The organism is Bacillus cereus group sp. BfR-BA-01330 (genome assembly GCF_022663885.1).
Lineage (GTDB): Bacteria > Bacillota > Bacilli > Bacillales > Bacillaceae_G > Bacillus_A > Bacillus_A cereus.
The window spans coordinates 1-14,812 of sequence record NZ_JAKUGK010000018.1 but is presented as its reverse complement, the minus strand read 5'-3'; the positions used below and the strand labels follow the sequence as shown (position 1 = coordinate 14,812).

Sequence of the window (14,812 nt, the reverse complement as noted above, 5' to 3'; positions counted from 1 at the left end):
GAACACGGAAGTTAAGCTCTCTAGCGCCGATGGTAGTTGGGACCTTGTCCCTGTGAGAGTAGGACGTCGCCAAGCAACTAAAAACACAAGTCATTTGACTTGTGTTTTTTTATTTCCCATGAAATAGATTTGGTTCTATTAATAAAAAATTTGAAATATAGTAAGGGATTTTTTGAGCAGAAATACTTAGAAATTGATAAATAAATGGATAATCTTCAGAACCATAACTTCCAAGTAAGTCATACCACCAATCTGTTTCATATCTAGAAATCATGCTTAAATTATAGAGCAATAAATAATGAATGAGGAGTTCAGGTAATATTGGCTTAGGATTTCTAGGGTCAGTCGTAAGTGGCAAATAATAAGTATTAGTAAGATGTTCATAGTATAAAGGAGTACTGTACATAGGATTCCATGATTGAATAGGCGCTGTAAAAAGTAAATTCGATTCATTAGTCTTCTCAGGTACGTGTTGTATTGATAAATGCTTACAAGATGTTTCAATGTAACGAGAAAATCTCTCTTTAGTCATATGTAATCGATCTAGTAGGTTGACTGAAAAGGAGAGCTCATTTTTAATTGTTGAATCAATTTTATATAAAGTTGATCCTTTTTGACTATAACGAAATAAATTTTGTAATTCTGGAATATTTCCCATTAGTTCTAACATGTTAAATTTTTCTGCTTCTAAGTGTTTCATGTGAAACAGTTGTTCTGCAACATGAGTAAACAATCCGTTTTTTTGTACCTTCACCTCATCTTCTAAAAATTGATACCCTTGTTTTTTTCGTTTGCGAGTTGTAACGCCATGAGCTAAAACAGTAGTGGATTCAGGATAGTTAGGGTCAATAGTTAGTAGGCATGCTTTAAACAGTTGACTAATTCCATAAAATAACAACATTGGTTGAATGGAAAATGGAGCTGTCTTATATAATTCATAATAATTTTTCCCGTGTTCTAAGTAATAAATAAAGGGATAACAATTTTCAAAACTTTTTTTTTCTGCATCCTGAATAGAGGATTTTTCATAACAACGGGCAAGATAACGTTGTACGTTTTGAGATGAAAAAAAGAAACTTAACTGCTGCCAAGTACAAGATGTTTGATGCATATATTACGCTCCTTTTATTGTCTAAAAATTCTAACATATATATACGTCCTTGACAGTATTTTAACCAATTGATAAGCTACTAATAATAATTTCTGGTATCATAGGGGGAACAATTATGTGGGAATCTAAATTTGTTAAAGAAGGTTTGACTTTTGATGATGTATTACTTGTACCAGCTAGGTCAGATATATTACCAAGAGAAGTAAGTGTTAAAACAGTTTTATCTGAAAGCTTACAGCTAAACATCCCGTTAATTAGTGCAGGAATGGATACAGTAACAGAAGCTGACATGGCTATTGCAATGGCTCGCCAAGGTGGTTTAGGAATTATTCATAAGAATATGTCTATTGAGCAACAAGCAGAGCAAGTTGATAAAGTAAAGCGCTCTGAAAGCGGCGTTATTTCAGATCCTTTCTTCTTAACTCCAGAACATCAAGTATATGATGCAGAACATCTTATGGGAAAATATCGTATCTCAGGTGTACCGGTTGTAAATAATTTAGATGAGCGAAAATTAGTTGGTATTATTACAAACCGTGATATGCGCTTCATCCAAGACTACTCAATCAAAATTTCTGACGTAATGACAAAAGAACAATTAATTACAGCTCCAGTTGGTACTACACTGGAAGAAGCTGAAAAGATCCTACAAAAGTATAAAATTGAAAAACTCCCTCTTGTTGATAATAACGGTGTATTACAAGGGCTTATTACAATAAAAGATATTGAAAAAGTAATTGAATTCCCAAACTCTGCTAAGGATAAGCAAGGACGCTTATTAGTTGGAGCAGCAGTTGGTGTAACAGCGGATGCTATGCTTCGCATCGATGCATTAGTAAAAGCTAGTGTAGATGCAATTGTACTTGATACAGCACATGGACATTCTAAAGGTGTTATTGATAAGGTAAAAGAAGTTCGTGCTAAATACCCATCACTAAATATTATCGCTGGAAATGTTGCTACTGCTGAAGCAACGAAAGCATTAATTGAAGCTGGTGCAAACGTAGTTAAAGTTGGTATTGGACCAGGTTCTATTTGTACAACACGCGTTGTAGCCGGTGTTGGTGTACCACAATTAACTGCAGTTTATGATTGTGCAACAGAAGCTCGTAAACACGGTATTCCAGTTATTGCTGATGGTGGTATTAAGTACTCTGGTGATATGGTGAAAGCTTTAGCGGCAGGAGCACATGTTGTTATGCTAGGTAGCATGTTTGCAGGTGTTGCAGAAAGCCCTGGAGAAACTGAAATTTACCAAGGTCGTCAATTTAAAGTGTATCGTGGTATGGGTTCTGTCGGTGCGATGGAAAAAGGAAGTAAAGATCGTTACTTCCAAGAAGGTAATAAAAAGCTTGTCCCAGAAGGTATTGAAGGACGAGTGCCATATAAAGGACCTTTAGCAGATACAGTTCACCAATTAGTTGGTGGCTTACGTGCAGGTATGGGATATTGCGGAGCACAGGATTTAGAATTCTTACGCGAAAATGCACAATTCATTCGTATGTCAGGTGCTGGCTTACGTGAAAGTCATCCTCATCACGTACAAATTACAAAAGAGGCTCCAAACTACTCATTATAATGTCTTATATACAAATAGACAGAGATTTGATATCTCTGTCTATTTTTTTTTGATTATGTTAGAATAACGGTTATGTGAGTACATAGATATTGGGGGTAGCAAAAGTGAAAGGTATGTTTTGCAAAAGATTCATTGCTTTGGTAACAGTGCTTACACTAGCTTGTAGCATTTTTATGCCATATAGCAATGCATCAGCTGAAACAGGAGCCGCTTTAAACATTGAAGCAGGTGCGGCAATTTTAGTAGAAGCGAATTCTGGGAAAATTTTATATCAAAAGAATGCAGATGAATTATTATCCATTGCTAGTATGACAAAGATGATGAGTGAATATTTAGTTCACGAAGCAGTGGATAAAGGAAAACTTAAGTGGGACCAGAAAATTAAGGTTTCTGAATATGCATATAAGGTTTCACAAGATGCTTCATTATCAAATGTTGCATTAGAAAATGGTGGCTCTTATACAGTAAAAGAGTTATACGAAGCAATGGCAATCTTTTCTGCAAATGGTGCAACAATTGCATTAGCAGAAGCAATTGCAGGTAAAGAAGTAGACTTCGTAAAAATGATGAATGACAAATCGAAAGAACTAGGGTTAAAAAATTATAAATTTGTCAATTCTACAGGTTTAACGAATAAAGATTTAAAGGGAATGCATCCTGAAGGAACAACAGCGGATGAAGAAAATAAAATGTCTGCAAAGGATGTTGCAACTTTAGCACAACATTTAATTAAAGATTATCCAAAAGTGTTAGATACAGCAAAAATCCCTAAAAAAGAATTCCGTCCAGAAAAAGAGAAGTTTGGAATGTCGAACTGGAACTGGATGTTAAAGGGCTTAGTTAAAGAATATGATGGCGTAGATGGCCTAAAAACAGGCTCAACTCCAGAAGCAGGAGATTGCTTCACTGGTACGGTTGAAAGAAACGGAATGCGTTTTATTTCTGTAGTTATTAAAACAAGTTCTCATACAGCACGTTTTGATGAAACAAAGAAGCTATATGATTATGGATTTGCTAACTTTGAAGTGAAACAAATGTATAAAAAAGGTTCTTCAGTAAAAGGACAAGAAACAGTACGAGTAGAAAATGCGAAAGATAAAGATGTAGCAGTTCAAACGAAACAAGCTATTTCACTTCCAGTGCCAAAAGGAAGTAAAGATGTTTATAAAACAGAATTAAAAGAATCAAGTAAGGGACAAGAAGCACCTATTAAAAAGGGAGCTGCGCTTGGTCAAATGGTAATTACGCCAAAAGATACAAACGACCCTGGATTTTTAACTGGTAAGTCACTGCAAGTGGATCTTGTAACGACATCTGAAGTAGAAGAAGCAAACTGGTTTACTCGTGCTATGCGCGGAATTGGTTCATTCTTTAGTGGTATGTGGAATAGTGCTGTTGATACAGTAAAAGGTTGGTTTTAAAAGCTCCTCACGATAGGAGCTTTTTTTTATTCCTATTTTTCATACCGACTTTATGAAAAAGTAGTAGACAAGCATCTGATAGTTAGTGGTAGAATGTAAGAGTATTCTTAATTTTCGCCTTTAACGGGGGAAAGCAATTCACCTAGGGGGGTTTTTGTACATGACAAATGTAACAGGGACAGAACGTGTAAAACGTGGAATGGCAGAAATGCAAAAAGGCGGCGTTATTATGGACGTAGTTAACGCTGAACAAGCAAAAATTGCAGAAGAGGCAGGCGCAGTTGCCGTTATGGCATTAGAGCGTGTACCAGCAGATATTCGTGCAGCAGGTGGCGTTTCTCGTATGGCAGACCCAACAATTGTTGAAGAAGTTATGGGTGCGGTGTCAATTCCGGTTATGGCAAAATGCCGTATCGGTCACCTTGTAGAAGCACGTGTATTAGAATCATTAGGGGTAGACTATATCGATGAGAGTGAAGTATTAACTCCTGCTGATGAAGTATACCATTTAAATAAACGTGATTACACAGTTCCATTTGTATGTGGTTGCCGTGATATCGGAGAAGCTGCACGTCGTATTGCAGAAGGTGCATCTATGCTTCGTACAAAAGGTGAACCAGGAACAGGAAACATTGTAGAGGCAGTGCGTCATATGCGCCAAGTCAATGCAGAAATCCGTCAAGTTGCGAGTCTACGTGAAGATGAGTTAATGACATATGCAAAAAATACTGGCGCTCCTTACGAAGTATTACTTGAAATTAAACGTCTTGGTCGCTTACCAGTTGTAAACTTTGCGGCAGGTGGTGTAGCAACACCAGCAGATGCAGCATTAATGATGCAACTTGGTGCTGATGGGGTATTTGTTGGATCTGGTATCTTCAAATCAGAAAACCCAGAGAAATTTGCACGTGCAATCGTTGAAGCAACGACTCATTATGAAGATTACGAACTAATTGCAAGCCTTTCTAAAGGATTAGGTAATGCAATGAAGGGTGTCGAAATTTCAACGTTATTACCAGAACAACGCATGCAAGAGCGTGGATGGTAATTAAAGGAGAACTTTAAAATGGTGAAAATCGGTGTACTAGGTCTTCAAGGTGCAGTTCGTGAGCATGTAAAATCAGTTGAAGCAAGTGGTGCAGAAGCTGTTGTTGTAAAGCGTATAGAGCAACTTGAAGAGATTGATGGTCTTATTTTACCGGGCGGTGAAAGTACAACAATGCGCCGTCTTATTGATAAGTATGCTTTCATGGAACCACTTCGTACATTTGCAAAGTCTGGTAAACCAATGTTTGGTACATGTGCAGGGATGATTCTTCTTGCGAAAACACTTATTGGCTATGAAGAAGCACATATTGGGGCTATGGATATTACAGTTGAGCGCAATGCGTTCGGACGCCAAAAGGATAGTTTTGAGGCTGCGCTTTCAATTGAAGGCGTGGGTGAAGACTTCGTTGGTGTATTTATCCGTGCGCCGTATGTTGTAGAAGTAGCTGATAATGTTGAAGTGCTTTCTAAACATGGTGACCGAATGGTAGCGGTAAGACAAGATCAGTTTTTAGCTGCTTCATTCCATCCGGAATTAACAGATGATCATCGTGTAACAGCATACTTTGTTGAAATGGTAAAAGAAGCGAAAATGAAAAAAGTTGTATAAGTAACTTGCAACTTGTATAAGATTATAGTAAATTGATGGTAACAATTTTATAAAATAAGCGTGTTGATAGGAAATAGTAACAAATGTCGTTTCTTATAGAGAGTCGATGGTTGGTGGAAATCGATAGAAACAGTTTGTGAATCCATCCTGGAATGGAATGTGGAATATCTTTTGGATTAGTAAGCATTCCCGGTGAAGAGCCGTTATTTCTACTTGAGAGGAAAGCGGTAATGCTTTCAACTAGGGTGGCAACGCGGGTTAACTCCCGTCCCTTTATATAGGGACGGGAGTTTTTTGTGTTTTATAAAATAAAAGGAGGAGTATACAATGCTTGATATTAAATTTTTACGTACAAACTTTGAAGAAGTAAAAGCGAAATTACAGCATAGAGGCGAAGATTTAACTGATTTTGGTCGTTTTGAAGAATTGGATACGAGAAGAAGAGAACTACTTGTTCAAACAGAGGAACTAAAAAGTAAACGTAACGAAGTATCTCAACAAATCTCTGTATTGAAGCGTGAAAAGAAAGATGCAGAAGCTCTAATTTTAGAAATGCGTGAAGTTGGAGAAAAAGTAAAGGATCTTGATAACGAACTTCGTACAGTTGAAGAAGACTTAGAAAGATTAATGTTATCTATTCCAAATATCCCTCATGAATCTGCTCCAGTTGGTGAAACAGAGGATGATAATGTAGTAGCACGTACTTGGGGAGAAGTGAAAGAATTTACTTATGAGCCAAAACCACATTGGGATCTTGCTACTGATTTAGGAATTTTAGATTTTGAACGCGCTGGGAAAGTAACAGGAAGCCGCTTCGTATTTTACAAAGGTGCTGGTGCAAGATTAGAGCGTGCTTTAATTAGCTTTATGCTTGATCTTCATACTGATGAGCATGGATATGAAGAAGTATTACCTCCATATATGGTAAACCGTGCAAGTATGACAGGAACAGGACAACTTCCAAAGTTTGAAGAAGATGCATTCCGTATTGAAAGTGAAGATTACTTCTTAATTCCAACAGCTGAAGTACCTGTAACGAATATGCATCGTGATGAGATTTTAAATAAAGAGCAATTGCCTATAAGATATGCTGCATTTAGCTCTTGCTTCCGTTCTGAAGCAGGTTCAGCTGGGCGTGATACACGTGGTTTAATTCGCCAGCATCAGTTCAATAAAGTAGAGCTTGTGAAGTTCGTAAAACCAGAAGATTCTTATGAAGAGTTAGAAAAGTTAACAAATGATGCAGAACGCGTGTTACAATTATTAGAGTTGCCATATCGCGTTATGAGCATGTGCACAGGCGATTTAGGATTTACAGCAGCGAAGAAATACGATATTGAAGTATGGATTCCAAGCTATGGCACATATCGTGAAATTTCTTCTTGTAGTAATTTTGAAGCTTTCCAAGCGAGACGTGCAAATATCCGTTTCCGCCGTGAACCAAATGGAAAACCAGAACATGTTCATACATTAAATGGATCTGGTCTTGCAATTGGACGTACGGTTGCAGCTATTTTAGAGAACTACCAACAAGAAGATGGTACAATTATAATTCCAGAAGTTCTTCGCCCTTATATGGGAGGAAAAACAGTTATTAAGTAAATTTAAACATTCATCGGTATGAGTGATTGGTAATTATGAGCGTTGTCAGTACTGTAATGTAGGAAGGGGAAAGTAAAATTTTCCTTTCCTCATAATTTATTTTAGTAGGGTTGACTAACTGTTTTTCTTTTGATATTATATTTGATGTCAATATGGAGGTATACCCAAGTCTGGCTGAAGGGATCGGTCTTGAAAACCGACAGGCGGCGAGAGTCGCGCGGGGGTTCGAATCCCTCTACCTCCTCCAGATATAATTGACAACAGCGCATATAAGTGGAGATTGGAGAACTCGTTACCAACACGTAACGAGTTTTTATTTTAAAACCAATCATAAAGTATGGTGTAAGGTAATTTTGTCCTTATTACACACTCATATTCCGATGATTATCTTCATAGATATGAAAGGAGTCAACATGGATCTTATTATACAAACGTTTCCTTTAGATGGAAAAACTTTATATTATGTACAATGTCCTGTCTGTAAGAACAATAGAATTTTAAACAGTGGTGCAAACGTATCACGCATTATTAGTGATGATACATTCCGTAAACTTTGTGGTTGTACTTGTGATGTAAAACCAGCTACGAGTAAAGTAGAGGCGCCAAAACAAGTTAAAAAAGCAGCTGTAAAGAAAGAAGCAGCTCCAAAACGTACAGGTAAAGTATTAACGGCAGTAATTAACGGGAAAGAAATGACTGTTAAAGAGATTGCTGAAGCATACGATATTAGTACAAGTACTGTTCGTCAGCGCATTAACGCAGGAAAACCTGAGAGTGAAATTATTGCTCCAACAAAGAAGAAGTAATTTAATAGGAAAACCCGTGCATATGCACGGGTTTTTTATTTTACAAGTTTACGTGTTTGTTTTAAAAAATGGCCAATTTTTTTTATGATTGGTTCGATTGAATCACCATCTTTTAAAATATCGTACTCATTAATATTTAAGCGTAATACAGGGCATGAATTAAAGTTGTTAATCCAGTTTTCATAACGTCCATGCATTTCTTTCCAGTACTCAATTGGTGTTTGCTGTTCCATTGGGCGCCCGCGTTCTTGAATACGATCGACAATATCATCGAAAGAACCTTCTAAGTAAATTAATAAGTCTGGATGAGGGAAGTAAGGAGTCATGACCATAGCGTCAAATAAACCTTTGTATGTTTCATAATCAGTTTCCGTCATTGTTCCTTTTTCATGATGCATCTTTGCGAAAATTCCAGTGTCTTCGTAAATGGAACGATCTTGAACAAAACCGCCACCATATTCAAAAATTCTTTTTTGTTCCTTAAATCGTTCTGCTAAAAAGTACACTTGTAGGTGGAAGCTCCAGCGAGTGAAGTCCGCATAGAACTTGTCCAAATATGGATTGGAATCTACTTTTTCAAATGATGTGCGATAACCTAAAGCATTAGCTAATGCAGTTGTCATAGTTGATTTACCCACACCTACTGTTCCGGCGATAGTGATTACTGCGTCATTGGGTATATCATATTTTTGCCTTAAATTCATTATTATTTCGACTCCTTTAAGAGAGTATTTTGAAGGGCAGATAGGATAACGTTTAAATCATCAGGATTTTTTACAAAATCCATATCGTCGCCATTAAATTTCAATACTGGTATTTCCGGATGATCTTTTTTAAAAGCATCCATTGCTGTTTCATAATCTTTTGTGAGCTGTAGTAAGTAATTTGGATCCATGTTTTTTTCAAATTCTCTTCCGCGCATGGCGATTCGCTTTTGCAATGTCTCTAGGCTAGCTGTTAAATAAACAATGACATTTGGCACAGGCATATCTTGTGTAAGGATACGATAAATTTGCATGTATTTGTCATATTGAGAGTCTTTTAATGTGCGGGATGCAAAAATTAAATTTTTAAAGATATGGTAATCCGCTACTACTGGTTTCCTTTGATTCAAGTACTTTATGTTAATGTCTTCTAATTGTTTGTATCTATTACAAAGAAAGAACATCTCTGTTTGAAAACTCCATTCGTCGATGTCTTCATAGAACTTTCCTAAAAAGGGATTTTCATCAACAATCTCTTTTAGTAAGTGGAGTTGCATGTGAGTTGAAATTTCCTTCGCAAGTGAAGTTTTTCCAACACCAATTGGTCCTTCAACCGTGATAAATGGTACTCCGGTCACGCTGTTTCCTCCTTTCAATCAGTGATTTACCGTGACTACTAAAAACACAAAACAGAATTATTGTAGCACAAGAGGGAAGCGAGCGGGTTAATTTGATATAAAAAGTTAGAAAATAGATATATGTATTAATTAAATTTTATTTTGGTTGATGATGTTATATTTGCTTTCAATGTAGTTTCCATTATTTTTAAAGCATGTATATTATCTTGGTCGTTGTTAGAGGCGATACAATCCTGTGGTACATACAATTTATAATTTCTCATATGAGCATCATTAGCTGTAAATAGGATACATATATTTCCGGCAACCCCTGTTAATATTAGATTTTCTATTTTTAAATAACCTAGTAATGAATTTAAAGGTGTTTCATAAAAAGCGGAATAATGTGGTTTAATAAAAATGTACTCATCAAAACTTGGAGCAATCTTATGGATTATATTTTCGCTATATTCATTTGTGCAATGAGTAATAAGTTGGTCGATATCAGATCTCCAAAGTTGATAATGGTCATTAACGTAAATTATAGGATAGCCGAAGGATTTCATTTTTTTCTTTAATTGTAAAATAGGGTTTGTTATAGTTTCGCATTTTTTAGCTAGAATGGGTCCGTGGGAAAATTGAAAGTCATTAATCATATCGATAATGAGCAAGGCGGTATTTTTCATATGTAATCCCCTCTCTTTTTTCTTTTAGGGTGGATTGAATTTGTAAAAGTTATCCCCTGTGTAGTAAATGGAAATAAGTGTACTTTATTTGTAATGAAAGGACTATGTTATGGAACAAGATCAAGATATTTATTTTATGCAATTAGCGATAGAAGAAGCTAAAAAGGCAGAGGAAATACAGGAAGTACCAATTGGAGCAGTTATAGTGTTAGATGGTGAGGTAATTAGTGTTGCTCATAATTTAAGGGAAACTGAGCAAAGATCAATAGCTCATGCTGAGTTGCTAGCGATAGATGATGCATGTAAAAAATTAGGGACATGGCGTTTAGAAGATGCAACATTGTATGTAACATTAGAACCTTGTCCAATGTGTGCGGGTGGAATTGTTTTATCACGAGTGAAGCGAGTTGTATATGGTGCAAGTGATCCGAAGGGCGGATGTGCAGGGACATTGATGAATCTTTTAACGGATGAACGCTTCAATCATCAATGTGAAGTAGTATCTGGTGTACTAGAGGAAGAATGCGGTACGTTGTTAACAAACTTTTTTAGAGAGCTTCGTAAAAAAAGAAAAGCAATAAAAAAATTAGAGAAGAATACTGGGAACTAACGTATTTGCATTTTCTAAAGAAACAAGTTATACTGATAATGCCTTTAATGAAGGCAACCGAATATTGGTTTTAACTTTGCCGTGCTAAGCGGGGAGGTAGCGGTGCCCTATACTCGCAATCCGCTCTAGCGAGGCCGAATCCCCTCTCGAGGTTATGTTGCTGTAAGGTCTGCCTTAAGTAAGTGGTGTTGACGTTTGGGTCCTGCGCAACGGGACCCCGTGAACCTTGTCAGGTCCGGAAGGAAGCAGCAATAAGCGGGTCTTCTCGTGTGCCGCAGGAGTGCCTGAACCGAGCTAACTGCTTGAGTAACGCTTATGGTACGTAATCGACGGAGGGTGCACGGCAGTTATATATGTATACAAAACTCACCTTAATACAAAGGTGAGTTTTTTGTATAGAAAATAACTTTTGGAATCTATAAACAGAATGGGTTATAATAAATGAGATAATAACCTTTGAGGGAGGCCGTATTTTCGTGTCATACCAAGCGTTATACCGAACATGGAGACCGCAAAAGTTCGAAGATGTAGTCGGTCAAAAGCACGTGACAAAAACGTTGCAAAATGCCCTTCTTCAAGAGAAAGTTTCACATGCTTATTTATTTTCTGGCCCGAGGGGAACAGGAAAAACGACAATTGCAAAAGTATTTGCAAAAGCAATTAACTGTGAACATGCTCCGGTAGCTGAACCTTGTAATGAATGTCCTTCTTGTTTAGGAATCACACAAGGATCCATTTCAGATGTATTAGAAATTGATGCGGCTTCAAATAACGGTGTAGATGAAATTCGAGATATTAGAGATAAAGTAAAATACGCTCCAAGTGCTGTAGAATATAAAGTATACATTATTGATGAAGTTCACATGCTTTCTATGGGTGCATTCAATGCGCTTTTAAAAACCTTAGAAGAGCCGCCAGGACATGTTATCTTTATTTTGGCGACAACAGAACCTCATAAGATCCCACCTACAATCATTTCACGTTGTCAGCGCTTTGAATTCCGAAAAATATCAGTGAATGATATTGTTGAGAGATTATCAACGGTCGTGACAAATGAAGGTACGCAAGTGGAAGGTGAAGCATTACAAATTGTTGCGCGTGCTGCCGAAGGTGGTATGCGTGATGCGCTTAGTCTTATTGATCAGGCTATATCTTATAGTGATGAGATTGTTACGACAGAAGATGTATTGGCCGTAACAGGATCTGTTTCTCAGCAATACTTAGGCAATTTAGTAGAGTGCATACGTGAAAATGATGTATCAAGAGCATTGCAAATCATAGATGAAATGATGAGTAAAGGGAAGGATCCAGTTCGTTTTATGGAGGATTTCATTTACTATTATCGTGATATGCTTTTATATCAAACTTCACCACAACTAGAACATATGTTGGAACGAGTAATTGTAGATGATCAATTCCGTAAGTTGAGTGAAGAAATGCAACCGGAAGTGATCTATGAGATTATTCATACCCTTAGTAAGGGACAACAGGAAATGAAGTGGACAAATCATCCGCGTATTTTCTTAGAAGTTGTTATGGTGCAATTGTGTCAACAGTTTATGATGCAAGCAAATGGTACAGATCGTTTGCAAGCAATTATGAACAGGATGCAGCAACTGGAGAAAGAGTTAGAGCAAGTCAAAAAGAACGGTGTGCCAGCAGGTGTACAACAGGAAGTAAGAGAGACACGTGCAACACCAAAACCGGTACGAACAGGAAGTATGAAAATTCCTGTCGGACGTGTAAATGAAGTATTAAAACAAGCGAAGCGTCAAGATTTAGAACAATTAAAAGCTGTATGGGGTGAGTTGTTAGGAAGACTCAAATCATATAACAAAGTAGCGTTTGCCGTTTTACTTGAAAATAGTGAACCAGTGGCAGCTTCAGATGACACTTACGTTTTAGCATTTCAATATGAGATTCACTGTAAGATGGCGAGCGAAAATCGAGAAGCTATGGATACAGTAGAACAAGCTTTATTTGAATTGCTAAGTAAAAGGTTAAATATGATTGCCATTCCAAAAAGTGAATGGGGTAAAATCCGTGAAGACTTTTTACAACGTGAAGGTGGAGAGTCTGAAGAAAGCCCGGAGAAAAAGGAAGACCCTCTTATAGAAGAGGCAGTGAAGTTAGTAGGGCAAGAACTCATTGAAATAAAAGAGTAATAATAATTAGGAGGAATTAATTATGATGCGTGGCGGAATGGGAAATATGAATAACATGATGAAACAAATGCAAAAGATGCAAAAGGACATGGCGAAAGCACAAGAAGAGCTTGGTGAAAAAACAGTTGAAGGTACAGCTGGCGGCGGAATGATTACAGTTATTGCAAATGGTCACAAGCAAATTCTTGAAGTGAAGATTAAAGAGGAAGTTGTAGATCCAGAAGATATCGAAATGTTACAAGACTTAGTATTAGCTGCAACAAATGATGCACTTAAAAAGGCTGATGAGCTTTCAAACTCTACAATGGGTAAATTTACAAAAGGCTTAAACTTACCAGGTGGAATGTTCTAGGAGGATATTGATACATGCATTATCCAGAACCAATATCAAAACTAATCGATAGTTTTATGAAGTTGCCAGGTATCGGACCGAAAACAGCGGTTCGATTGGCATTTTTCGTATTAGATATGAAAGAAGATGATGTGTTAGGTTTCGCGAAAGCACTTGTAAATGCGAAGCGAGATTTAGCGTACTGTTCTGTATGCGGACATATTACTGATCGTGATCCTTGTTATATTTGTAATGATTCACATCGAGATCAATCAGTTGTTTGTGTCGTGCAAGAACCGAAAGATGTAATCGCGATGGAAAAAATGAAAGAGTATCAAGGTGTATATCATGTGTTACGTGGTGCGATTTCTCCTATGGAGGGAATTGGACCGGAAGACATTAATATCCCGCAACTCTTAAAGCGACTACATGATGAAACGGTACAAGAAGTGATATTAGCAACAAACCCTAATATTGAAGGGGAAGCTACAGCGATGTATATCTCCCGCCTCTTAAAACCTACAGGCATTAAAGTAACTCGTATTGCACATGGTCTGCCAGTTGGTGGAGATTTAGAATATGCAGATGAAGTGACATTATCCAAAGCGTTAGAAGGGCGCAGAGAAGTATAAGAGGAGAAACAAAAATGTTCTTTCAAAAAAAGGGTAAATTGCGTAAAGAGTATGACGATAAGTTAATTGTACTTTTGGAAAAAGTGAAGAATGAGTGGTTACGTCAGAAGAGAATGGTCGAACAAAGTGTAGAACCGTCTCAAGATGTCATTTGTTCTTTGAAAATAGCAGAGGCGAAATATTTCTTTTTGTTGAAAGAAGCAAAGCGTCGTCCTGTAAAAATGGAACAATGGTAAAAGGTTCTGCTTTCTAAGCAGGCCTTTTTATTTTTTTTTATGCTGAGGTATTGTTTTATTTAGTTTATATGAAAGAGATGCTGCATATGATAACTGTTCTTTTTTATTGTCTTGTCCCATACAAATAGATGTATAGGTCATTCATAAGGAGGAAAAAATGAATTCTACAATTATTATTGTTGGTATTCTTACTTTAGTATTTATTTTTCTTGTTTTTGGTGTTGCCTCTAAGCCATTACGTTTTATAGGTAAGGTGATTTTTCATGTTACTTTAGGAATAGCATTGCTTTTTATCGTAAATGTTGTAGGGACATATTTTGATTTTCATATCCCAATTAACATGGGTACAACAGCAATAACGAGTTTATTAGGTCTACCGGGTGTGGCAGCATTAGTGATTATTAAGCTTTATATCATGCCAAGATAAAATTATTTTGGCATTTTTTTAAAAAGTGTTGACTATTAAATGATTAATATGGTAAATTAATAAGCGTCGTCAGGGACGAAAGAAAAAGTTGTTGACAGATTTAATGCAAAATGTTAAATTATAAAAGTCGCTGAAACGCGATGTTGAACTTTGAAAACTAAACGAAACAAACAACGTGAAACGTCAATTTTTATTTTAGATGCTAGACAAACTAACTTTATTGGAGAG

Annotated in this window: 16 protein-coding genes, 1 tRNA gene, 1 other RNA gene and 1 other annotated feature; of the genes, 14 read left to right on the top strand and 4 right to left on the bottom strand. The window is 36.8% G+C overall.

The window, feature by feature from the left end; all coding sequences use genetic code 11:
• Window positions 1-109: 109 nt before the first annotated feature.
• Complete coding sequence (locus tag MR112_RS28320; protein WP_242245874.1) at window positions 110-1,111, bottom strand: YaaC family protein; 1,002 nt, start codon at window positions 1,109-1,111, stop codon at window positions 110-112.
• Between the two features lie 115 nt (window positions 1,112-1,226).
• Between MR112_RS28320 and guaB the strand changes: the two genes are divergently transcribed.
• The 7 genes from guaB to MR112_RS28285 all read left to right on the top strand — a co-directional run bounded on the left by guaB (window position 1,227) and on the right by MR112_RS28285 (window position 8,176).
• Complete coding sequence (gene guaB / locus MR112_RS28315; RefSeq protein WP_000264088.1) at window positions 1,227-2,690, top strand: IMP dehydrogenase; 1,464 nt, start codon at window positions 1,227-1,229, stop codon at window positions 2,688-2,690.
• Between the two features lie 113 nt (window positions 2,691-2,803).
• Complete coding sequence (gene dacA / locus MR112_RS28310; RefSeq protein ID WP_124749816.1) at window positions 2,804-4,111, top strand: D-alanyl-D-alanine carboxypeptidase DacA; 1,308 nt, start codon at window positions 2,804-2,806, stop codon at window positions 4,109-4,111.
• Window positions 4,112-4,271: 160 nt separating this feature from the next.
• Window positions 4,272-5,159, top strand: coding sequence for a pyridoxal 5'-phosphate synthase lyase subunit PdxS (gene pdxS / locus MR112_RS28305; RefSeq protein WP_000186165.1), 888 nt, complete (start codon window positions 4,272-4,274; stop codon window positions 5,157-5,159).
• Between the two features lie 18 nt (window positions 5,160-5,177).
• Complete coding sequence (pdxT, locus tag MR112_RS28300) at window positions 5,178-5,768, top strand: pyridoxal 5'-phosphate synthase glutaminase subunit PdxT (RefSeq protein WP_000238785.1); 591 nt, start codon at window positions 5,178-5,180, stop codon at window positions 5,766-5,768.
• A 54-nt stretch (window positions 5,769-5,822) separates the two neighbouring features.
• Window positions 5,823-6,044, top strand: a binding site (T-box leader).
• 51 nt (window positions 6,045-6,095) lie between these two features.
• Entirely contained in the window at window positions 6,096-7,370 is a 1,275-nt protein-coding gene (gene serS, locus MR112_RS28295; RefSeq protein ID WP_000884187.1) for a serine--tRNA ligase, read from the top strand.
• A gap of 154 nt (window positions 7,371-7,524) precedes the next feature.
• A tRNA-Ser gene (locus MR112_RS28290) sits at window positions 7,525-7,617 on the top strand.
• Window positions 7,618-7,783: 166 nt separating this feature from the next.
• A complete protein-coding gene (locus MR112_RS28285; RefSeq protein WP_000364193.1) occupies window positions 7,784-8,176 on the top strand; it encodes a sigma factor-like helix-turn-helix DNA-binding protein in 393 nt (130 codons plus the stop codon).
• Window positions 8,177-8,211: 35 nt separating this feature from the next.
• On the opposite strand, the gene MR112_RS28280 is transcribed toward MR112_RS28285, so the two are convergent.
• The 3 genes from MR112_RS28280 to MR112_RS28270 all read right to left on the bottom strand — a co-directional run bounded on the left by MR112_RS28280 (window position 8,212) and on the right by MR112_RS28270 (window position 10,183).
• On the bottom strand, window positions 8,212-8,880 hold the full coding sequence (locus MR112_RS28280; protein ID WP_001053585.1) for a deoxynucleoside kinase: 669 nt from the start codon (window positions 8,878-8,880) through the stop codon (window positions 8,212-8,214).
• 2 nt (window positions 8,881-8,882) lie between these two features.
• Window positions 8,883-9,518 (bottom strand): deoxynucleoside kinase, encoded by a 636-nt coding sequence (locus MR112_RS28275; protein WP_000148218.1) that lies wholly within the window; start codon window positions 9,516-9,518, stop codon window positions 8,883-8,885.
• A 125-nt stretch (window positions 9,519-9,643) separates the two neighbouring features.
• Window positions 9,644-10,183, bottom strand: a complete 540-nt coding sequence (locus MR112_RS28270) for a cysteine hydrolase family protein (RefSeq protein ID WP_000798724.1) — start codon at window positions 10,181-10,183, stop codon at window positions 9,644-9,646.
• A 109-nt stretch (window positions 10,184-10,292) separates the two neighbouring features.
• Here MR112_RS28270 and tadA point away from each other — a divergent pair, with 109 nt between their 5' ends.
• From tadA to MR112_RS28235, 7 genes are all read left to right on the top strand, one after another.
• Window positions 10,293-10,793: a tRNA adenosine(34) deaminase TadA gene (tadA, locus tag MR112_RS28265; protein ID WP_000434329.1), complete on the top strand. Its 501-nt coding sequence runs from the start codon at window positions 10,293-10,295 to the stop codon at window positions 10,791-10,793.
• A 79-nt stretch (window positions 10,794-10,872) separates the two neighbouring features.
• An RNA gene (gene ffs / locus MR112_RS28260) (signal recognition particle sRNA large type) lies at window positions 10,873-11,137 on the top strand.
• Window positions 11,138-11,269: 132 nt separating this feature from the next.
• The gene (gene dnaX / locus MR112_RS28255; RefSeq protein WP_000121587.1) at window positions 11,270-12,958 is read left to right on the top strand and encodes a DNA polymerase III subunit gamma/tau; all 1,689 of its coding nucleotides are present in this window, start codon (window positions 11,270-11,272) and stop codon (window positions 12,956-12,958) included.
• A 25-nt stretch (window positions 12,959-12,983) separates the two neighbouring features.
• Window positions 12,984-13,310: a YbaB/EbfC family nucleoid-associated protein gene (locus MR112_RS28250; protein ID WP_014894853.1), complete on the top strand. Its 327-nt coding sequence runs from the start codon at window positions 12,984-12,986 to the stop codon at window positions 13,308-13,310.
• A 14-nt stretch (window positions 13,311-13,324) separates the two neighbouring features.
• Complete coding sequence (recR, locus tag MR112_RS28245) at window positions 13,325-13,921, top strand: recombination protein RecR (protein ID WP_000559169.1); 597 nt, start codon at window positions 13,325-13,327, stop codon at window positions 13,919-13,921.
• A 14-nt stretch (window positions 13,922-13,935) separates the two neighbouring features.
• Entirely contained in the window at window positions 13,936-14,157 is a 222-nt protein-coding gene (locus MR112_RS28240; RefSeq protein ID WP_000466019.1) for a YaaL family protein, read from the top strand.
• Window positions 14,158-14,314: 157 nt separating this feature from the next.
• Window positions 14,315-14,584 (top strand): pro-sigmaK processing inhibitor BofA family protein, encoded by a 270-nt coding sequence (locus tag MR112_RS28235; protein ID WP_110498131.1) that lies wholly within the window; start codon window positions 14,315-14,317, stop codon window positions 14,582-14,584.
• Window positions 14,585-14,812: the final 228 nt, after the last annotated feature.

Excerpts from the sequence above, each read along its gene's own strand:
- MR112_RS28280 (WP_001053585.1), bottom strand. The coding sequence starts at position 8,880 with ATGAATTTAAGGCAAAAATATGATATACCCAATGACGCAGTAATCACT.
- pdxT (WP_000238785.1), top strand. The coding sequence starts at position 5,178 with ATGGTGAAAATCGGTGTACTAGGTCTTCAAGGTGCAGTTCGTGAGCAT.
- serS (WP_000884187.1), top strand. The coding sequence starts at position 6,096 with ATGCTTGATATTAAATTTTTACGTACAAACTTTGAAGAAGTAAAAGCG.
- MR112_RS28320 (WP_242245874.1), bottom strand. The coding sequence starts at position 1,111 with ATGCATCAAACATCTTGTACTTGGCAGCAGTTAAGTTTCTTTTTTTCA.
- dacA (WP_124749816.1), top strand. The coding sequence starts at position 2,804 with ATGTTTTGCAAAAGATTCATTGCTTTGGTAACAGTGCTTACACTAGCT.
- MR112_RS28240 (WP_000466019.1), top strand. The coding sequence starts at position 13,936 with ATGTTCTTTCAAAAAAAGGGTAAATTGCGTAAAGAGTATGACGATAAG.
- tadA (WP_000434329.1), top strand. The coding sequence starts at position 10,293 with ATGGAACAAGATCAAGATATTTATTTTATGCAATTAGCGATAGAAGAA.
- pdxS (WP_000186165.1), top strand. The coding sequence starts at position 4,272 with ATGACAAATGTAACAGGGACAGAACGTGTAAAACGTGGAATGGCAGAA.
- MR112_RS28250 (WP_014894853.1), top strand. The coding sequence starts at position 12,984 with ATGCGTGGCGGAATGGGAAATATGAATAACATGATGAAACAAATGCAA.
- guaB (WP_000264088.1), top strand. The coding sequence starts at position 1,227 with ATGTGGGAATCTAAATTTGTTAAAGAAGGTTTGACTTTTGATGATGTA.
- recR (WP_000559169.1), top strand. The coding sequence starts at position 13,325 with ATGCATTATCCAGAACCAATATCAAAACTAATCGATAGTTTTATGAAG.
- MR112_RS28285 (WP_000364193.1), top strand. The coding sequence starts at position 7,784 with ATGGATCTTATTATACAAACGTTTCCTTTAGATGGAAAAACTTTATAT.
- MR112_RS28270 (WP_000798724.1), bottom strand. The coding sequence starts at position 10,183 with ATGAAAAATACCGCCTTGCTCATTATCGATATGATTAATGACTTTCAA.
- MR112_RS28235 (WP_110498131.1), top strand. The coding sequence starts at position 14,315 with ATGAATTCTACAATTATTATTGTTGGTATTCTTACTTTAGTATTTATT.